The following is a 16,244-nucleotide window of genomic DNA, read 5'->3' as shown; positions in this document are numbered from 1 at the left end:
ACAACCCCTTTCAAATGCAAATAAGAGAGTTTATCTTTGAACACAACCCACATTATTCCTGAAAATTTTAGCCAACCATTAGCGATCAGCGCCCCTGCTATCTCTAGCCAAGAACTTTGTTTATTAAGCCGTGACTTTCTACAATGGCTAAAAGAAGAGTTTCCTATTAATGAAATCACCTCACTTGTCGCTGCTAGAGCCTATTATGTTGACTTAATACTTACCAAGCTTTGGTGCCAGCATCACCTTGACGAGTACCAAATTAGTTTGGTTGCCGTTGGCGGCTATGGTCGCCGTGAACTGCACCCATACTCTGATGTTGATATTTTGTTATTGACTCAAGACGAGGTAGAAAATGAACTTGCTGAAAGCATTTCAGCATTTATTACCCAACTTTGGGATGTAAAGCTCGACATTGGCCACAGCGTTCGCAGCATTAAAGAGTGTTTAAAACAAGCTGTAGATGATGTCACCATAGCGACAAATTTAATGGAAATGCGACAAATTTGTGGTAACGATGCATTAGTTGCACAATTACAACCTTTGTTAAATGAAGATGTTTTTTGGACCTCAGAAAAATTCTTTCTAGCAAAACAAAATGAGCAGCATAAGCGCCACCAACAATACCATGGCGCCTCATATACGTTAGAGCCAAATTTAAAAGCAAATCCTGGTGGTCTGCGCGATATTCAAACCATAGGCTGGGTGGCAAAGCGTCATTTTAAGGCCGATACGTTAGAACAACTTGTGGAGCATAAATACCTAACTAAAAATGAATTTTTCGAATTGTTAGAATGTCAGGATTACTTGTGGCGAATGCGCTGTGCTCTGCACTTTATTGCTGGCCGTAATGAAAATAGATTGCTATTTGATTATCAAGCGGATGTTGCTGAACTTATGGGCTTTGGTGATGGTGGTAAACTGGCCATAGAACGTATGATGAAACGTTTCTTCCGCATTATTTCCCGTATTTCAGAGCTTAATAGAATGCTATTGCAGCACTTTGAATACGCCATTTTAAACAAAAATAAAGTAAGCACTGAAATCGTATTAAATGATGATTTCGTTGTTATTAACGGGCAAATTAAAGCCCGTAACAAACGCGTATTTACGCGTTCAACTATGATAATGGAATTATTTCTGCTAATCGCGCAACACGATGAAATTACCGACTTACATCCTGAAACATTACGTTTAATGCGAAATGCCCGCAGACGCTTAGTTTCTGGCATGATAGATTACGCTCGCTGTCGCGAAATATTTGTTGAATTAGTAAAACACCCAAAGGGCCTAGGGCTGGCCTTTACGTTAATGCATCGTCATTCAATTATTGGTGCGTATTTACCGCAATGGCGTAATATTGTTGGCCAAATGCAATTTGATTTATTTCATGCATATTCTGTAGATGAGCATAGCTTTCGATTACTGAAAAATCTTTATCGCTTTAGCCAACCTGAGCACAACGAAGAATACCCTTTATGTAGTAAAATTGTGCAACGCGTACGTAAACCTGAATTGTTATATTTTGCCGGGATATTTCACGATATCGCTAAAGGTCGCGGTGGTGATCATGCAAAATTAGGCGCTGTTGATGCATTAGATTTCGCTAAGTTACATAACCTTAACGACCATGATGGCCGTATGATTTCATGGCTGGTTGAGCAGCATTTATTAATGTCTGTAACCGCACAGCGCCGCGACATATCTGATCCTGAAGTCATTAAAACCTTTGCCGAAATTGTTCGAGATGAAGCCCATCTCGACTATTTATATTGTTTAACCGTCGCCGATATGCGGGCAACCAATGAAAGCCTTTGGAACAGCTGGAAAGCCAATTTACTAGAAGATTTGTATTTTAGCACCAAACGCGCCTTTAGACGTGGCCTAGAAAAACCGGTTGATTTACGGGCAAAAATACGAGAGAACCAACAATTAGCTTTAGAGATTTTACAACAGCAAGATATCGACCATGAGCAGTTACAACAACTGTGGAAAGAGTTTAAAGCGGATTACTTTTTGCGTTACGCCCCAGAGCAAATTGCTTGGCATTTTCGGCATATAGTTCCACATGACAAAAACAAGCCGCTAGTATTGATCAGCCCTAAACCCTATCGTGGTGGTACAGAAGTTTTTGTTTATACCAAAGACAAGCCGTACATCTTCTTTAATATGGTTTCGCTATTGGGTGCGAAAAAGCTCTCAATACATGACGCTAAAGTAACTACAAGCAAAACCGGTTACACTGCCAATACATTTGTCGTACTTGATAACCATAATCGTGCAATTAATGACAGCGCACGTGCTGATGCATTAGCACGATCTCTAGGCGCTAATTTAGCATCAGAAAAAAGTCGTATTAAAGCAAAACCATTGGCAAAACGCTTTAAACAATTTAAAGTAAAAACACAAGTTAGCTTTATTGAAAGCACCACAAAAAATAGCACTATGGTAGAAATTGTTGCACTTGACCACCCTGGTCTACTTGCGAATATTGCAGCGGTTTTTCAGAAAAATAAGTTACAACTACATTCAGCCAAAATAACCACTTTTGGTGAAAAAGCTGAAGACGTCTTCACCATTTCAAATAGTGACAATCAGGCGCTAACTAAAGAGCAAGAGCGAGCATTAGAAGTTATGCTTTACGCCGATAGTCCACAATAAATAAGCCAAGAACCATTAGGAAAGCTCACATGTCAGAATTACAATCAGTTATTGAACAAGCGTTTGAACAGCGCATGAATATTACACCAGCAAGTGTAACACCTGAAATTAAACAAGCCGTACTCGACGCTTTAGCAGCTTTAAATAATGGTAGTGCACGTGTGGCTGAAAAAATCGCCGGTGAATGGGTGGTACATCAATGGTTAAAAAAAGCGGTACTACTTTCATTTCGAATTTGGGATAACGAAGTTATTGACGGTGCAGAAAGTAAGTTTTTCGATAAAGTGCCGATGAAATATAGCGATTACAGCCAGGCAGATTTTGAAGCCGATGGAGTAAGAGTTGTACCGGGAGCCTCTGTACGCACGGGTACTTATATCGGCAAAAACGTTGTGGTAATGCCTAGTTTCGTTAATATTGGCGCTTATGTTGATGAAGGTTGTATGGTTGATGGTTGGGCAACCGTTGGCTCATGTGCACAAATTGGTAAAAACGTACACCTGTCTGGTGGTGTTGGCATTGGTGGTGTACTAGAGCCATTACAAGCAGGGCCAACCATTATAGAAGATAACTGTTTTATTGGCGCGCGCTCAGAAATTGTTGAAGGTGTTGTCGTTGAAGAAGGTGCGGTAATTTCAATGGGCGTTTATATCGGGCAAAGCACACGTATTTTTGATCGTGAAACCGGTGAAACTCATTATGGCCGTGTACCCGCAGGCTCTGTTGTGGTACCTGGCAACTTACCATCAAAATGCGGCGGTTATAGCCTATATGCTGCGATTATAGTGAAAAAAGTCGATGCAAAAACGCGCGCTAAAGTAGGCATCAACGCCCTGCTTCGTTCAGTTTCTGAAGAATAGCATTTGCCCGTAATAACTTAAGAGTAAATTGCCGGTGTAATATTTTAATATCTACATCGGTAAATTTATGAAAAAACAGCCAACGTTGATTTTTTGACGCTTTATTCCGCAAATTTTATTAACATTTTCTCGCTAACAAAATTATACTTCTGTAACGAAAATCGTACCTATTAAGTGATTTTTTTCTAGCTAAAATTCTCTTTATAATTAAAAACATAATCAATATTGGTCTATTTCAATAGTCCAAATCAATGTGTCAATTTTTTAGTTGGCACACCCCTTGCGATAGTGTTTATTAAGTTATTTTAGACACTATTAGCATTATGAAAACACTACCTTTGATCCTTGTTGTTACTTTAGTTACTTTAGTTACTTTCTTATCAGCCTGTAGCTCTACCTCAAAGATTGCTGTCGAGAAAAAACCATTAACCTCTGATCATCAACTAATGCTAAGCCTGCTTAATCGTCCAATGACGCAAGATCAACAAATGATGTTGGCATTCGCCGAGCAACGTGAAAATTATCAAAATCCATATTTCGTTAATGCAGTAGAAATTAGAGGAGCAAAAGAAGAGCAAAGCAGTCGAAATAGAACCACAACTCCATACAGTAACTTAATAGCACAAGACTTTAACTCTGTTCGTATTAGTGGCCCTAAATAAAAATTATCAATTAAGCTCTCAAAAACTATATTACAACTTCTCTTGCCAGCCTAGTTTATTAAAAACCTGTTGCCACTGGCTATCGAACTCTGCACTAATTATTATTTTCTGCTCAGTGACAGGGTGAATAAAAGCTAACTCTTTTGCTATTAACATCAATCGTTTAAAGCCAAATTGCTGAGCAAAAAAAGGATTTTGCTTATTATCGCCATAATTTATATCGCCAATGATAGGATAGCGTAAATGTGCTAAATGTCGTCGAATTTGATGACGGCGTCCTGTACGGGGCTGACATTTAATTAGAGAATAACGAACGCTCGGATACCTTCCTAAAGGCACAGGCAATGTTGCTGTCGCGATTGACCGATAGTAAGTTTGTGCGCTTTGCGGCTCTTTATCTCGGTTGACATTTTTATCACCTAAATCATCTAGCTTTTCTTTTAATGCATAATCAATAAGTGCTTCACCTAATAAATGACCTCGAGTTAATGCGTAATAGGTTTTTTCGATTTCTCTATCTGTAAATTTTTGCCCCATGATGCGAGCAACATCTTGCGTTAAAGCAAATAACAAAACACCAGAAGTTGGCCTATCCAAACGGTGTAATGGATAAACGTATTGACCAATTTGATCACGAATTAATTGCAGCGCAAAATAAACTTCATCTTTATCCATAAAGCTACGGTGAACAAACAAGCCAGCAGGTTTAACAATCGCTACAAGGTATTCATCTTGATATAAGATTTTTAAAATAGGTTTTTCTAAAATCACATCGCCGGCGTTCTCAACTATCATATTATTTTGCACTACCCATGATCTTTTTCTGCCAAGGTCGGCCTACTTCTACCCCACTAAGTAACTCATCTATATCCGCAATAATATCAATAATTGCTAACTGACTTTGGCATTGAAAGCTTTCTTCTGCGATCGGACTAACCAGAATATTTTTTGGTAGTTGTTGCTTATGAAATACCATCGAATGCAAACGAGGAATAAAAACAAATTGCAGCCATTGCGTAAAAGTGAGTGTATCGCAACAAAAAGGCTCTGTACTTTCAAGTGCATCTGCACTGGGTATTTCATTACTCCAAAGCCCTAACGCTTTAAGTTCAGCTTGAAGTTTATCTAATAATAAAAGTAATTGTGAGACCTGATATTCGTCAGTCATAACATGTGCCCGATTTGCTAGATTAGCGGTGGAGTTAAAAGACTATTATCTCTATAATGGCGCGCTATAACAACTTGTCTCCTTAATTTATAGCGACCGTTTTTTACTATGAGCAATACAACAGGCACCATTTCTTCAATATCAGAGTTACTTAGCTTATCCAACTCTCAATACCGTATTTACGACATGGGAAGGCGTGTTGATAAGATATCTAAAGCGCAATTTGAAAAAATTGAGTCTGCCCAGTTGCCGTACCCTTATCCCTCACAAGGACATGCCTTTTTAGCCATCGCATTTTGGCAGAAACAGTCAACTACACCATATTTATGGTTTGTTAAATTGCCACTTGATGAACGAGGTTTGTTAAACCAAGGCGCTCGCAACCATTTTATTGCCATTATAATTGAAGCACTTGGTGGCGACTTATCAGTAAATCCGACAGAACAGCAAGAAGCTTTACTTAAAAAGAATCCATATCACTTTACGCCCGCGCAATATAAACTAGCCGCGATAAATAGTATTGTCTCTGTTGCACTAAAACAAGATGCCAGTAAATTCTACCAACCGGCATTACAATACTTATCAGGTAATACTAACTGGCAAGCATGGCAAGATATTGGCGTACAAGGCTTGTCGGATTTTGCAGTTCGATTAGCTGAAAATAATAATGAAGACCTACTAATTAACGCAATTAAACATCTGCCAGAGCAAGTATTATCACCGTTATGTTTAGCGTTAGAAAACGTAACCTTATCAGCAGAATTAATTGAAAAAATTGTTACTCTTTATCAACAAGCTAATAAAGAAGGCAACAATGCCCTCGCCTTGTCGATTTTGCGTGCTTTGGCATCAAGTACTGAGCATCCATTTAGTGAAAAGTTTATTGTTGGCTTAATTAAAAATGAAACGCTAAGTGAAGAAATCCTAATTATTATTGCTGGGCGTTTATGGCCTGCGCTAGCAAATGAATCTGTGCTTTTTAACTATTTAGAACACTTAGTAAAGAGCGATGATTTAACGTTATTTATGGATATTTTTAAAGATTTAGTTGCAATTCCAAGCATGCGCCCATTACTATTGCAGGCAATTCGCTCACCTAATAGAAGCAATTCCTTGGCAACGGCTATCGGAAAACTGTTTCAGCAATAAGGGAACTCGTGGAAAATATTTATTACTTACTGTTTGTTGCTTTAATATTTTGGTACTTCGTATACTTGCGTCGTGTTTCAGAGTACGCCCGCTCACACGCTAATAAGTATTGCAAACAAGAAAATTTACAATTTTTAGCAATTGCTCGTCTTTCAAGCAAGTTTAGATTTTCAAAACGTTATGGCCCTCACTGGATAAGCCAGTTTGATTTAGAGTTTAGTGGTGATGGTGAGTCAAAATATCATGGCACTATGACCTTACGCGGCTATAAACTAGATAATATAGATACACCCGCATACAGAGTGTAGTTAGGCGAAAATTATAACTTATTAAATTTCAGACAAAGAAAAAGCGACAACAATGTCGCTTTTTCTTTTTGATTATTAACCAATTCCTTGGCTTGCTATTCCTTAGCTAATCTTCCGTATTGGTCAGTTCAGTCCGTGAATAACTTATGCATCCAGCACAACATCCTTATTTACCTTGATTTAATAATCTAACGTCCGTATTTGTAGTCTATCCTTTGACAAGTTAGATACAATACTTTCCATGTTTGTATCTTAACGATTTTCCTTAACCGCTTGCCTCCTTGACATGATTAAGTATAGATTTTTACTGATTGTAAAATAGTATCTAATTTCATTTTTTTCGTGACAAAAACTTCCGCCAAAGATAAAAACAAACAAAAATACATATAAAACAAAAATATAGAGAGAAATAAAAAATTGACGATGATAAAAAAGCTATAATATCAGATGCCAGTTGCAGACATCTCTTACAAAGAATCGGCACAATTACAACTTTTGACTTTTTATTTACATTTAGCAACTAGCTAAAATTAAGCCTGCGAAGTAACAGGAATTAACAATCAAACCTCTCAACAACACTGACATCTGATAGAAAATTAGGTACCCTTACCTTGATTCTTTTCAGCACTATTTTCTAGATTTTATCCCAGTATTTTCTAGATCATCACCGGAGGTTTTGTGCAATTTATAAAGTCATTATTTTGCTGGCATGGTTTTGACAATCGTATTCGTTTTATTTCAATAAGTTTTTTAAGCCTCATTTGTTTTATCATTATTAATGAAAGCTTTATCAATAATCCATTGTTAGCAATCTTTGGGTTGTTAACTTTATTAGCACTAATGTTAGCAACCACTCAGCGGCGTCTGCGTGACGCGCAACTCTATCGAAATTGGCTTTTCGCACCAGCAGGCACATTTTTAGCAACAGGACTCATTATTATTTTTATCGGCCATAGCAGTATATATTGGTTACTGTTATTACCTTTACTATTATGCTTATTGCTACTTACCTACCCAAGTAAAAAGCAAAGGCAATATATATTTGGTTACAATGGGCCAGTGAGCCTAGCTGAATATCAATCAAACGCGAGAAGCGCAACCACAAAAGCTCAACGGATCGAGCCAACAATGAGCGCTGAAATTTCATCTAACGATTATCCAAATAGCCATCAGCATACATCTGGCAATAATGCTGCAACTCATATATCAAAGACAGAGAATGACTTAGGAGAGTCAATTAGGCTAATACTATTTAGCAATAGGAATGCCCAATTAACCTTGTCAGCTATTGCAACATTATTAATAGTGGCCATTGCTATTTCATATATATTTACAGACTCCACAGCTGTTAGTGAGCCAATTCAGCCAAAGATGTCGCAAGCTAAAAATAATACTCTGCAATTAACGCATCGTATTACGTTACCTGATAACTTTGATTTATTAGTTTCTGCACATAACGGCCTTGTCATTAACTGGCAAGCCGACTCAACAAATGAAAATAAGTTATGGGATATAGCAACAGCCGTTGGTGATGCAAATTGTCAAAAAATTACTTTTCATAAAGGTGAATCAATAAGAAGTAATAAAGTGACGGTAGAAAATGGCGATGAATATTTTGCTTATTTCTCACCTTTAGACACCAAAACTTTAGTTAAGAGTCTTGCGATGAAAGGACGATTTTCGCTTTGTGGTTACAATTTCTCTTTAAAAGGCAGCCAAGCAACATTAGGTAAGAAAGATTTCTATGCCGAAATACTAGCGGAATAGAAATTAACGATAACAAGAAAATTAAAACTCGACGAAATGTCACTGAATTTTAAGCAAAAAAATGCGGTTCAATGAACCGCATTTCTTAAACTAGCTTTTATGCATCCTGCATAATAAATATGATCCCGCTTCATCCATAAATAGCTATCCTTAGCATATCCTAGCAAATCATTTGCTGTCCTTGTTATCCTTAACAGTAACTATCCAAGTTACATCTGTTGTCCTTATTTCATCTTCCTGACGATTTATTCCGTGACAACTTTCCATCTATCCTTGCGAGATATCCTATCTCTTCGCTATACTAAGCGTCCTTTTGGTAGAGAACTACCAGTTGGGTAAATCCCATGTCGTCCTGACAGTTGTAATATTAGAACAACCACTAATTTTTCAAAGTTACTTTTTTCAAATAAATTTATTGTAATCAAAATGAAATATTACGTTATTTTATGTAATCAATTAAAAATCAATCAGTTACAAAAAAACGTAATAAATTATCACTGAAAACAAACATTATATCCTACAGCAATGTGAGACATCTCCTACATCGAATTGTCAGATTCAGTCGCACAGTAATCATGCATTTATTGTTACATCCTTTAGCAAACCCAAACAAACATTCGAAAATGAAGGCTATCAAACACTTAGTTGAAAAAATGAATAAAACTATACTAACAATAGCGGGATACTAAAATATACAGACTTTCCACTTTGAAAATAACGCCTTTAAATACAACAAATAAATAAGGGAGCACTTGCTCCCTTATTTTTACTGTACTTTTACTTACATTAGTTTAAATATTTTCTTTCTCACGATAATAAACCATCAACGAACCTGAAACATTGCCAACTTCCACTTCTTTTATAAATTGATAATTAACATCATTAAAAAATGCTTTGTATTTTTTGCTAGTTGCATAAACCGCAACACCTTGACTATCTTTATGTTCAGTCAAAATGCTATTTACCGCTGCCATTAAATAATGGCCAAAGCCATGGTGTTGATGCAAAGGGTGAATCGCAATAAAAGACAACATATGAAACTTTTCTAATGGTACCGCAGCAAGCACTACCTTTTCTTTTTCAATCATTTGCTTAGTGCTAAAGTAGCCTGCACCCAGTAACATCTTCAAGCGCCAATGCCAAAAGCGCTCTGAGCCAACTCCCTCTTCAGGGTTATTTAAACATGCCACCCCGACCATAGTTTCACCTAAATAAAGGCCAATCATCGGTTGTTTTGCATGCCAAAATGCATTTAGTTCTTCACGGATTGATGCCCGTAGCCGTTGCTCATAGTCGTTTTTTTCAGCGGAGAAAATTTCTAAAAAGACAGGATCATCATGATAAGCTTGGTACAATAACGACGCTGCTAATCGCAAGTCTTCTGCTGATAAATAGCTGGCTTTTATATCGACACTTGTTTCGTCAATGACTGCTGATGACATCTAAATTCCCTCATAAATGATTCGACTTTTTATTATTTTTATCGCTTCACCATATCAGCATTGTAGAAATCAGGTCAAATATATTCTCGATAACAGTAGTCATCTATCAACAAAAAGGCGCTAATTTCTTTAATTTTCTACGTTATTTCGCCTAACAGGTTAGCTTTTATCTTGTGCCCGAAGCGCACAAAATAAAAACTAACAAGTGTTATATAAATAGTATTGGCAATGTAAATCGACTAATTTACTTACGACGGCTTACACTAAGTAAAAGTAGCGATAAGCCAACGAGCCCTAAACTACCACCGTGTTCATGGAATTGCTCTACTTCAATATATTCAGGGTCGTAATCGCTACTTTCTAATGGTAACGCATAAAGTGCATTTGTATCGTCCGAACTATAAGTAGCAACAACATCACTGTAACCAACTTCATAAAGGTCAATTAGTACATCGTAATTATCTGGAACATAACCAGATTCTAAATTAGTAATAACTTCAAACTCATCCTCGGTGCTCTCGCCATTAATTACAAAATTATCGGTAGAGAAATATAATAGCCAAGGGCCGCCATTGCGACTCAAATACAAGTCGGCATAAACAATTGCTTGCTCATTAATATTAGGTGATAAAATATCAGCATCAAAGCTAACACTAAAAGTTTGGTAATAACCATCGGCATCTATATCTGTTAATAATTCACTATAGGCATTGTAAATAGAAAAACTATGATGAAAGTTTGTCTTATTCGTTATATTTGCTTGCTTATTTTTTACTAACATAGCTGCATTTGCCGCTTTTTCTCGGCTATTTTTAACTGTATCTCTCGTCATTCCCTGATATTTTAATGTTCTCTTTGTTGCTTCAACTTGTTTTATTTCAGCGGTTGATTTTGCACCATTATCGGAAAGTGCTTGTTTATACTCCGCATACGAGCGGCTTACTTTTGCTTCTGTTTCATCACCTAAGTTTGATGTTTGTGCTAAAGCTAATGGGCTAGCTATAAACAACATAATTACTGCGCCAAATTTAAAGTTTTTATTAATCATATCTTTCATCTCTTTTTCTGGAATATGATCATTTAAGCGCAGTTAGCATGAACATTAGCTGAACAAAATAGAGAGTTTTTTGATAGATTTAAACTTAAATGATGTTCAGTCAGGGTTCAGCTTTGTTATTTTAAATTAGTGCTGACTTGGATTACCTTAGCCAATATTTTACACTGGGTAATAATATCGTTTTATCAGGTGCAACAATGAAAAAACAATTACTTATAATAAGTGTCATAAGTTTACTCACGACAGCTCCGTCATTAGCTTCGCTTGAGTCAACTAGTGATACATTAAGAATTGTGCCTAGCAAATATGCAAAGTCTAAACAGTCAAAGCCCATTAGTGCTCAACAAGCCGCTCGAATAGTTAAAAGTAAATATGGTGGCAAAGTGTTAAAAGTAAATAATAGCGGTTCAAAGAATAATCCTAGTTATCGTGTGAAATTACTTAAAAAAAATGGTCATGTAATTTCTGTTAACGTAGATGCCAGATCTGGCCGAGTATCAGGAAACTAGTGCATGCGCATATTATTGATCGAAGACGACGAAAACTTGCAACAGCAAATCAAAGACCATCTAACAACGGCTAAATACAGTGTTGATGTAGCAAGTGATGGTGAATCAGGCTTATTTCAAGGGCAAGAATATCCTTATGACGCCGCAATTGTTGATTTAGGCTTACCCAAACTTGACGGTGTTAGCATCATTAAAGCGCTGAGAGAGCAAAATTTCGATTTTCCAATTTTAATACTTACCGCAAGGGGAAGTTGGCAAGATAAAGTATCGGGGCTGGACGCTGGTGCTGACGACTACCTTACCAAACCCTTTCATATTGAAGAATTGCTCGCTAGGCTAAATGCTTTGATCAGACGCAGTGTGGGTCAAGCAAGTCCTGTAATAGAAAACGGCCCTTTTTCAATCAATACCTCAAGTATGCAGGTTCATGTTAGTGGCCAACCAGTATCGCTCAGTAGCTATGAGTACAAATTATTTGAGTACTTGATGCATCATTTAGGCGAAGTAAAGTCCAAAACGGTACTAACAGAGCACATATACGACCAAGACTTTGATTTAGATTCAAACGTGATTGAAGTGTTTATCAGACGTTTACGTAAAAAACTTGATCCTGAAAATCAATTGAAGTTTATTGAAACTTTACGCGGCCAGGGTTACGTATTGAAGAAGTTTGACTAATATTTTGAGTAAGTTTCATTGCTAGCGCCATTTAAGAAAACATTTAATTCCCTAAAAAATAGAGTGCTATTTAGTGCCCTTTTGATGATTTTTGTGCTCTTACCGCTTGTTGGCTTGATCATTAGCAATGCTTATGAAAAACATATGATCGCAGGTATTAACAATGAACTTTCTGCCTATTCTTTTTCAATTCTAGCCATTGTAGAAGTTGAAAATAATCAACTTCTTATGCCTGAGCAATTATTAGAAACCCAGTTTAATGTCAGCCAATCAGGCCTATATGCTGTTTTAACTTCATTGCCCGTCAATGATAATTTGCCAAACAACACCAACAAAATATCATCTAAAAATACGCCAATACAGTCTTCGACAGCTGAGAAACTTTGGAGTTCACAGTCATTATTATCAAAATGGCAGCCTAAGCAGTTCAAACAGCCTAGCTTAGGACAAAGCGTATTTTACCAAACGCAAATAGACGACACTGCTCACTACGTCTATAGCTTAAGTGTAAGTTATGGCAGTGAAAAACAGCCATACCCCATGACACTGCACATCATAAAACAACAAGGTGATTTAGCGAATATGATGACAGAGTTTCATCATAAATTACTATTAGGCTTAGCCGGCTTAATGACAATTCTCCTTATGTTTCAATATTTATGGTCTATGTGGACACTGAAACCATTAAAAGTATTACGTTCAGAGCTTCAGCATGTTGAGCAAGGCAAAAGTGAACGTTTAGTCGAAACCTACCCTACCGAATTGACTCAAGTAACCGAACAATTGAATTTATTATTAAATGCCGAACAAAAGCAGCGTCAACGCTATCGAAATGCCCTATCCGATCTTGCTCATAGTTTAAAAACACCATTAGCTGTGATCCAAAGCCAACCACAGCTTTCGCAATTAACATTAGAGCAACTAACAATTATTAACGCCATGGTTGAACACCAGCTTAGAAAAGCGCAAAGTGCCGGCCAATCGTCTTGGTATTTAGGTACTCAAGTTGCGCCCATTGCTGAAAAATTGCTGACAAGTTTAAGTAAAATATATCAAGATAAAAATATTAACTTCAACCTTGATATCGCGACGAATAGCGTTTTTCGAGGCGATGAATCAGATTTACTTGAGATACTAGGGAATATACTTGATAACGCTTGTAAAGCGGCAAGTCACCATGTTTCGTTGCAGGTACTAAATAAAGGCAAGCAGTTAACTTTCGTTATTGAAGACGATGGCTGTGGCATTGAAGAGTCTCTACGTAAAGATATATTGGAACGAGGCACTCGCGCTGATACATATCAACATGGGCACGGCATTGGCTTAGCTATTGTTCGAGATTTAGTCGATAGTTACCAAGGCGAAATAATCATCGCCTTATCGAGCAAATTATCTGGCGCTAAATTCACCATCAACTTCCCTCGATAACATTTTGTAAAGTTCAACAATTAAAACTAATCTCTTGTTCAGGTAAGGTTCAGTTTACACGCTTTATTATTAGCCCCATACCTTGGAAAGTAATTGAATATCAATTGACACAACGTTATCGATATTTATTTTACCTTTCAATTTGGTCGTAATAAGGAGTGATTAAATGCAAGTCTCTAAATTAAAATCTAATATGACTAAAGTAATTGTTTCAATTACAAGTGCTTTCATATTGTCGTTCACGGCATCGCAGAGTTTAGCAATTGAAAGCTCTTCAAATACCAGCGTCGAACCAGTTGTAAACATTACTAACTTTACTGAAGCTGAGCTAGAACAAATGTTAGCGCCCATTGCACTTTACCCTGATTCTCTACTAAGCCATATTCTTATTGCTGCAACATACCCAATTGAAGTAGTAGATGCAGAACGTTGGTTAGAGAAAAACGACAAGTTAACGATTCAAGCTCGTGCTGATGCAGCAGAAAAAAAAGATTGGGATGCCAGCGTTAAAGCCTTATTGCCGTTTCCTAATATCCTGAAAAAGCTAAGTAGTGATTTACATTGGATGCGCAACTTAGGTGATGCTTTTTTACAAGATCAAGCACAAGTACTGGCAAGTATTCAGTCATTAAGGCAGCAAGCAGATCGCGCTGGAAATTTAGACAATATGAACAATGTCAACGTAGTTCGTGAAACCAAAACGATAATTATTAAACCAGCGCAACCAGAAGTTATATATGTTCCCTATTATGATACTCGTATTGTTTATGGTCACTGGCGTTGGTCACACTATCCACCAGTTTACTGGCACTCACCAAGTCACTACGCTTATCATCATGGTCCGTATTATTGGCATAACCCTGTCCACCTTACATTAGGGTTATTTTTTGGCAGTGTTCATTGGCACAACCATCATGTCGTGGTTCATCATCATAAGTCGCGCTATTACAAACAGCACAGTAAAAGTCGTGTTTCAACAAGTTACCAAGGAAAAAAATGGCAACACAACCCTCGCCATAGAAAAGGGGTCGCTTATAGAACCAATAATATACAGCAAAAATATCGCAGTTATACGCCAAGTGTACAAAAACATAAAATTGTACGTTCCAAGCAAGTACATACTGCTAAACAAAATAAGCGAGCAGTAAAACACTCAAGTGCAGTGCATAAAAACGTTAAGCGTCAATTGAAAGTTAATCAAGCAGTAAAAATTGACAAACACGCTAGAACTAAAAATTCATTAAATAAAACGCAGCCTTATCAAGACCCTAAATGGCGTAATACGAAAGTACAAAAACCAACCTACAATCAACGTAATAGTGAAGGAGCCAACAACCGCAGCAAAACAGTATATAAAAGTAAGCAAACCACTAAATACGTATCAACGGCACATAAGCAGAAAAACAATAGCGGTTATAGCAAAAACCAACACCAGAAACATTATGTAAAAAACAAACCAAGCCAACACAGAGGTTATCAACATAGTAATAAACGCTCAGTGACTAAAGTTACACACAAACCCAGAAGCAGTGCGGGTTCGAATCGAAGTCACCAAAAGAAGCGTCATTAATCATGGTTAATAGAATTTAGAGCAGTTCAGGGGAGGTAAAAAGGGCAATACCAAAGCATTAAGGTATTGCCCTTTTTTTAATTATTAGCAAATAATACTAAATTAACGGCCTTGTTCTATCGAAGTTAATACGTTGTTTGTAAAAACTAATTTTGTACATTCATCTTTAGTTGTTAAGCCATCTTTATGCAAACGATGGGTACGGTAGTATACAATATTAATGGTTTTACCATCATCTAAATAAGTTTCATTAAAATCTGCAACGCCCATTTCACGCGACACGTCCGAAAATGCACTGTTTAACTGAATACGTGCAATTTTTTTTCTATTTTCATATTCTCTGTCTTCAAAGTTTGAACTAATTGAGTGACCATCTTCACCGCCAACCGCAATAACACAGCCTGTTAAAGCCATTGAAAGTGGTGCGACAACTACTAAAGCTAATAATGATTTTTTCATTTTATTTTTCTCTCAGTATAAAAAAGGATTATTTTTACTAAAAGTAATAGCAAATGCCAAACCAACTCGCTAACCCATTGAATTAAAATAAAATAAGTCAAAATCATTTAAAATAAGGCGAGACTTGGTTAGTATTTTTCGCTAAAATATTGCAACTTTAACATTTGAGTTAACCTTTATGACGATATCTGATGAAATATCCATCATTGCCAATCAATTAGCCAATCAAGGAAAAGTGCCAAGCGTTGCTTTAATAAAAAGTAAATTAAGGCAACCTACACCACTACCAACCATTATTGCAGTATTAAAAACTTGGCAGCACGATCCAAACTTTACTTCAAGCCACGAGGAGGAAAATGTAGTCGCAGAAAATACTGATTTACCTTCAACTAATGAAGAATTAAAAACCTTGATATCACAAGCATTATTACCCTTACAGCAAGAGTTACAGGAAGTTAAAACGTTATTAAAGCAACTATTGAATGAAAAGTAATGAAGTTGCTTTATTTAGCGAGTTAAACTAAAT

Annotated in this window: 16 protein-coding genes; 11 read left to right on the top strand and 5 right to left on the bottom strand. The window is 36.8% G+C overall.

All coding sequences use genetic code 11. The features are described 5' to 3' along the window. Positions 1-36: 36 nt before the first annotated feature. From glnD to AC27HL_RS10920, 3 genes are all read left to right on the top strand, one after another. Positions 37-2,661 carry a [protein-PII] uridylyltransferase gene (glnD, locus tag AC27HL_RS10930; RefSeq protein WP_487081023.1) on the top strand — a complete coding sequence of 875 codons (2,625 nt, stop codon included), beginning with the start codon at positions 37-39 and terminating at the stop codon, positions 2,659-2,661. A 29-nt stretch (positions 2,662-2,690) separates the two neighbouring features. Next, a complete protein-coding gene (gene dapD / locus AC27HL_RS10925; protein WP_487081022.1) occupies positions 2,691-3,521 on the top strand; it encodes a 2,3,4,5-tetrahydropyridine-2,6-dicarboxylate N-succinyltransferase in 831 nt (276 codons plus the stop codon). A gap of 323 nt (positions 3,522-3,844) precedes the next feature. Continuing rightward, positions 3,845-4,183, top strand: a complete 339-nt coding sequence (locus AC27HL_RS10920; protein ID WP_487081021.1) for a hypothetical protein — start codon at positions 3,845-3,847, stop codon at positions 4,181-4,183. A 30-nt stretch (positions 4,184-4,213) separates the two neighbouring features. On the opposite strand, the gene truC is transcribed toward AC27HL_RS10920, so the two are convergent. After that, on the bottom strand, positions 4,214-4,978 hold the full coding sequence (gene truC, locus AC27HL_RS10915) for a tRNA pseudouridine(65) synthase TruC (protein WP_487081020.1): 765 nt from the start codon (positions 4,976-4,978) through the stop codon (positions 4,214-4,216). A gap of 1 nt (position 4,979) precedes the next feature. Next, positions 4,980-5,351, bottom strand: coding sequence for a YqcC family protein (locus AC27HL_RS10910; RefSeq protein WP_487081019.1), 372 nt, complete (start codon positions 5,349-5,351; stop codon positions 4,980-4,982). Positions 5,352-5,459: 108 nt separating this feature from the next. On the opposite strand from AC27HL_RS10910, the gene AC27HL_RS10905 reads away from it, so the two are divergent. The 3 genes from AC27HL_RS10905 (at position 5,460) to AC27HL_RS10895 (ending at position 8,575) form a co-directional block, all read left to right on the top strand. Further along, entirely contained in the window at positions 5,460-6,500 is a 1,041-nt protein-coding gene (locus AC27HL_RS10905; protein ID WP_487081018.1) for a DUF3549 family protein, read from the top strand. An 8-nt stretch (positions 6,501-6,508) separates the two neighbouring features. Further along, complete coding sequence (locus AC27HL_RS10900; protein ID WP_487081017.1) at positions 6,509-6,808, top strand: DUF3301 domain-containing protein; 300 nt, start codon at positions 6,509-6,511, stop codon at positions 6,806-6,808. Positions 6,809-7,486: 678 nt separating this feature from the next. Further along, complete coding sequence (locus AC27HL_RS10895) at positions 7,487-8,575, top strand: hypothetical protein (RefSeq protein ID WP_487081016.1); 1,089 nt, start codon at positions 7,487-7,489, stop codon at positions 8,573-8,575. 791 nt (positions 8,576-9,366) lie between these two features. Here the strand turns inward: AC27HL_RS10895 and AC27HL_RS10890 are convergent. Together AC27HL_RS10890 and AC27HL_RS10885 are read right to left on the bottom strand one after the other, a co-directional pair. Then, positions 9,367-10,017 (bottom strand): GNAT family N-acetyltransferase, encoded by a 651-nt coding sequence (locus AC27HL_RS10890; protein WP_487081015.1) that lies wholly within the window; start codon positions 10,015-10,017, stop codon positions 9,367-9,369. Positions 10,018-10,261: 244 nt separating this feature from the next. Further along, the gene (locus tag AC27HL_RS10885; protein ID WP_487081014.1) at positions 10,262-11,074 is read right to left on the bottom strand and encodes a choice-of-anchor H family protein; all 813 of its coding nucleotides are present in this window, start codon (positions 11,072-11,074) and stop codon (positions 10,262-10,264) included. A 197-nt stretch (positions 11,075-11,271) separates the two neighbouring features. On the opposite strand from AC27HL_RS10885, the gene AC27HL_RS10880 reads away from it, so the two are divergent. The 4 genes from AC27HL_RS10880 (at position 11,272) to AC27HL_RS10865 (ending at position 15,259) form a co-directional block, all read left to right on the top strand. Further along, the gene (locus tag AC27HL_RS10880) at positions 11,272-11,583 is read left to right on the top strand and encodes a PepSY domain-containing protein (protein ID WP_487081013.1); all 312 of its coding nucleotides are present in this window, start codon (positions 11,272-11,274) and stop codon (positions 11,581-11,583) included. 3 nt (positions 11,584-11,586) lie between these two features. Further along, positions 11,587-12,261: a response regulator transcription factor gene (locus tag AC27HL_RS10875; protein WP_487081012.1), complete on the top strand. Its 675-nt coding sequence runs from the start codon at positions 11,587-11,589 to the stop codon at positions 12,259-12,261. Between the two features lie 84 nt (positions 12,262-12,345). After that, the gene (locus AC27HL_RS10870; RefSeq protein WP_487081011.1) at positions 12,346-13,689 is read left to right on the top strand and encodes an ATP-binding protein; all 1,344 of its coding nucleotides are present in this window, start codon (positions 12,346-12,348) and stop codon (positions 13,687-13,689) included. Between the two features lie 166 nt (positions 13,690-13,855). Beyond that, positions 13,856-15,259 (top strand): DUF3300 domain-containing protein, encoded by a 1,404-nt coding sequence (locus AC27HL_RS10865; protein ID WP_487081010.1) that lies wholly within the window; start codon positions 13,856-13,858, stop codon positions 15,257-15,259. A gap of 102 nt (positions 15,260-15,361) precedes the next feature. Here the strand turns inward: AC27HL_RS10865 and AC27HL_RS10860 are convergent, their stop codons facing one another. Then, positions 15,362-15,718, bottom strand: coding sequence for a DUF3192 domain-containing protein (locus tag AC27HL_RS10860; RefSeq protein ID WP_487081009.1), 357 nt, complete (start codon positions 15,716-15,718; stop codon positions 15,362-15,364). Between the two features lie 178 nt (positions 15,719-15,896). Between AC27HL_RS10860 and AC27HL_RS10855 the strand changes: the two genes are divergently transcribed. After that, positions 15,897-16,211 carry a hypothetical protein gene (locus AC27HL_RS10855; protein ID WP_487081008.1) on the top strand — a complete coding sequence of 105 codons (315 nt, stop codon included), beginning with the start codon at positions 15,897-15,899 and terminating at the stop codon, positions 16,209-16,211. The last annotated feature ends 33 nt before the right edge of the window (positions 16,212-16,244 follow it).

The sequence above is a fragment of the Colwellia aquaemaris genome, from assembly GCF_057548755.1.
Note: the sequence above shows the minus strand (reverse complement) of the source record. Positions and strands in the feature narration are given on the sequence as shown.

Coding starts and splice junctions, on each gene's coding strand:
- dapD (WP_487081022.1), top strand. CDS start 2,691: ATGTCAGAATTACAATCAGTTATTGAACAAGCGTTTGAACAGCGCATG.
- AC27HL_RS10920 (WP_487081021.1), top strand. CDS start 3,845: ATGAAAACACTACCTTTGATCCTTGTTGTTACTTTAGTTACTTTAGTT.
- truC (WP_487081020.1), bottom strand. CDS start 4,978: ATGATAGTTGAGAACGCCGGCGATGTGATTTTAGAAAAACCTATTTTA.
- AC27HL_RS10910 (WP_487081019.1), bottom strand. CDS start 5,351: ATGACTGACGAATATCAGGTCTCACAATTACTTTTATTATTAGATAAA.
- AC27HL_RS10905 (WP_487081018.1), top strand. CDS start 5,460: ATGAGCAATACAACAGGCACCATTTCTTCAATATCAGAGTTACTTAGC.
- AC27HL_RS10890 (WP_487081015.1), bottom strand. CDS start 10,017: ATGTCATCAGCAGTCATTGACGAAACAAGTGTCGATATAAAAGCCAGC.
- AC27HL_RS10885 (WP_487081014.1), bottom strand. CDS start 11,074: ATGAAAGATATGATTAATAAAAACTTTAAATTTGGCGCAGTAATTATG.
- AC27HL_RS10880 (WP_487081013.1), top strand. CDS start 11,272: ATGAAAAAACAATTACTTATAATAAGTGTCATAAGTTTACTCACGACA.
- AC27HL_RS10875 (WP_487081012.1), top strand. CDS start 11,587: ATGCGCATATTATTGATCGAAGACGACGAAAACTTGCAACAGCAAATC.
- AC27HL_RS10870 (WP_487081011.1), top strand. CDS start 12,346: ATGATTTTTGTGCTCTTACCGCTTGTTGGCTTGATCATTAGCAATGCT.
- AC27HL_RS10865 (WP_487081010.1), top strand. CDS start 13,856: ATGCAAGTCTCTAAATTAAAATCTAATATGACTAAAGTAATTGTTTCA.
- AC27HL_RS10860 (WP_487081009.1), bottom strand. CDS start 15,718: ATGAAAAAATCATTATTAGCTTTAGTAGTTGTCGCACCACTTTCAATG.
- AC27HL_RS10855 (WP_487081008.1), top strand. CDS start 15,897: ATGACGATATCTGATGAAATATCCATCATTGCCAATCAATTAGCCAAT.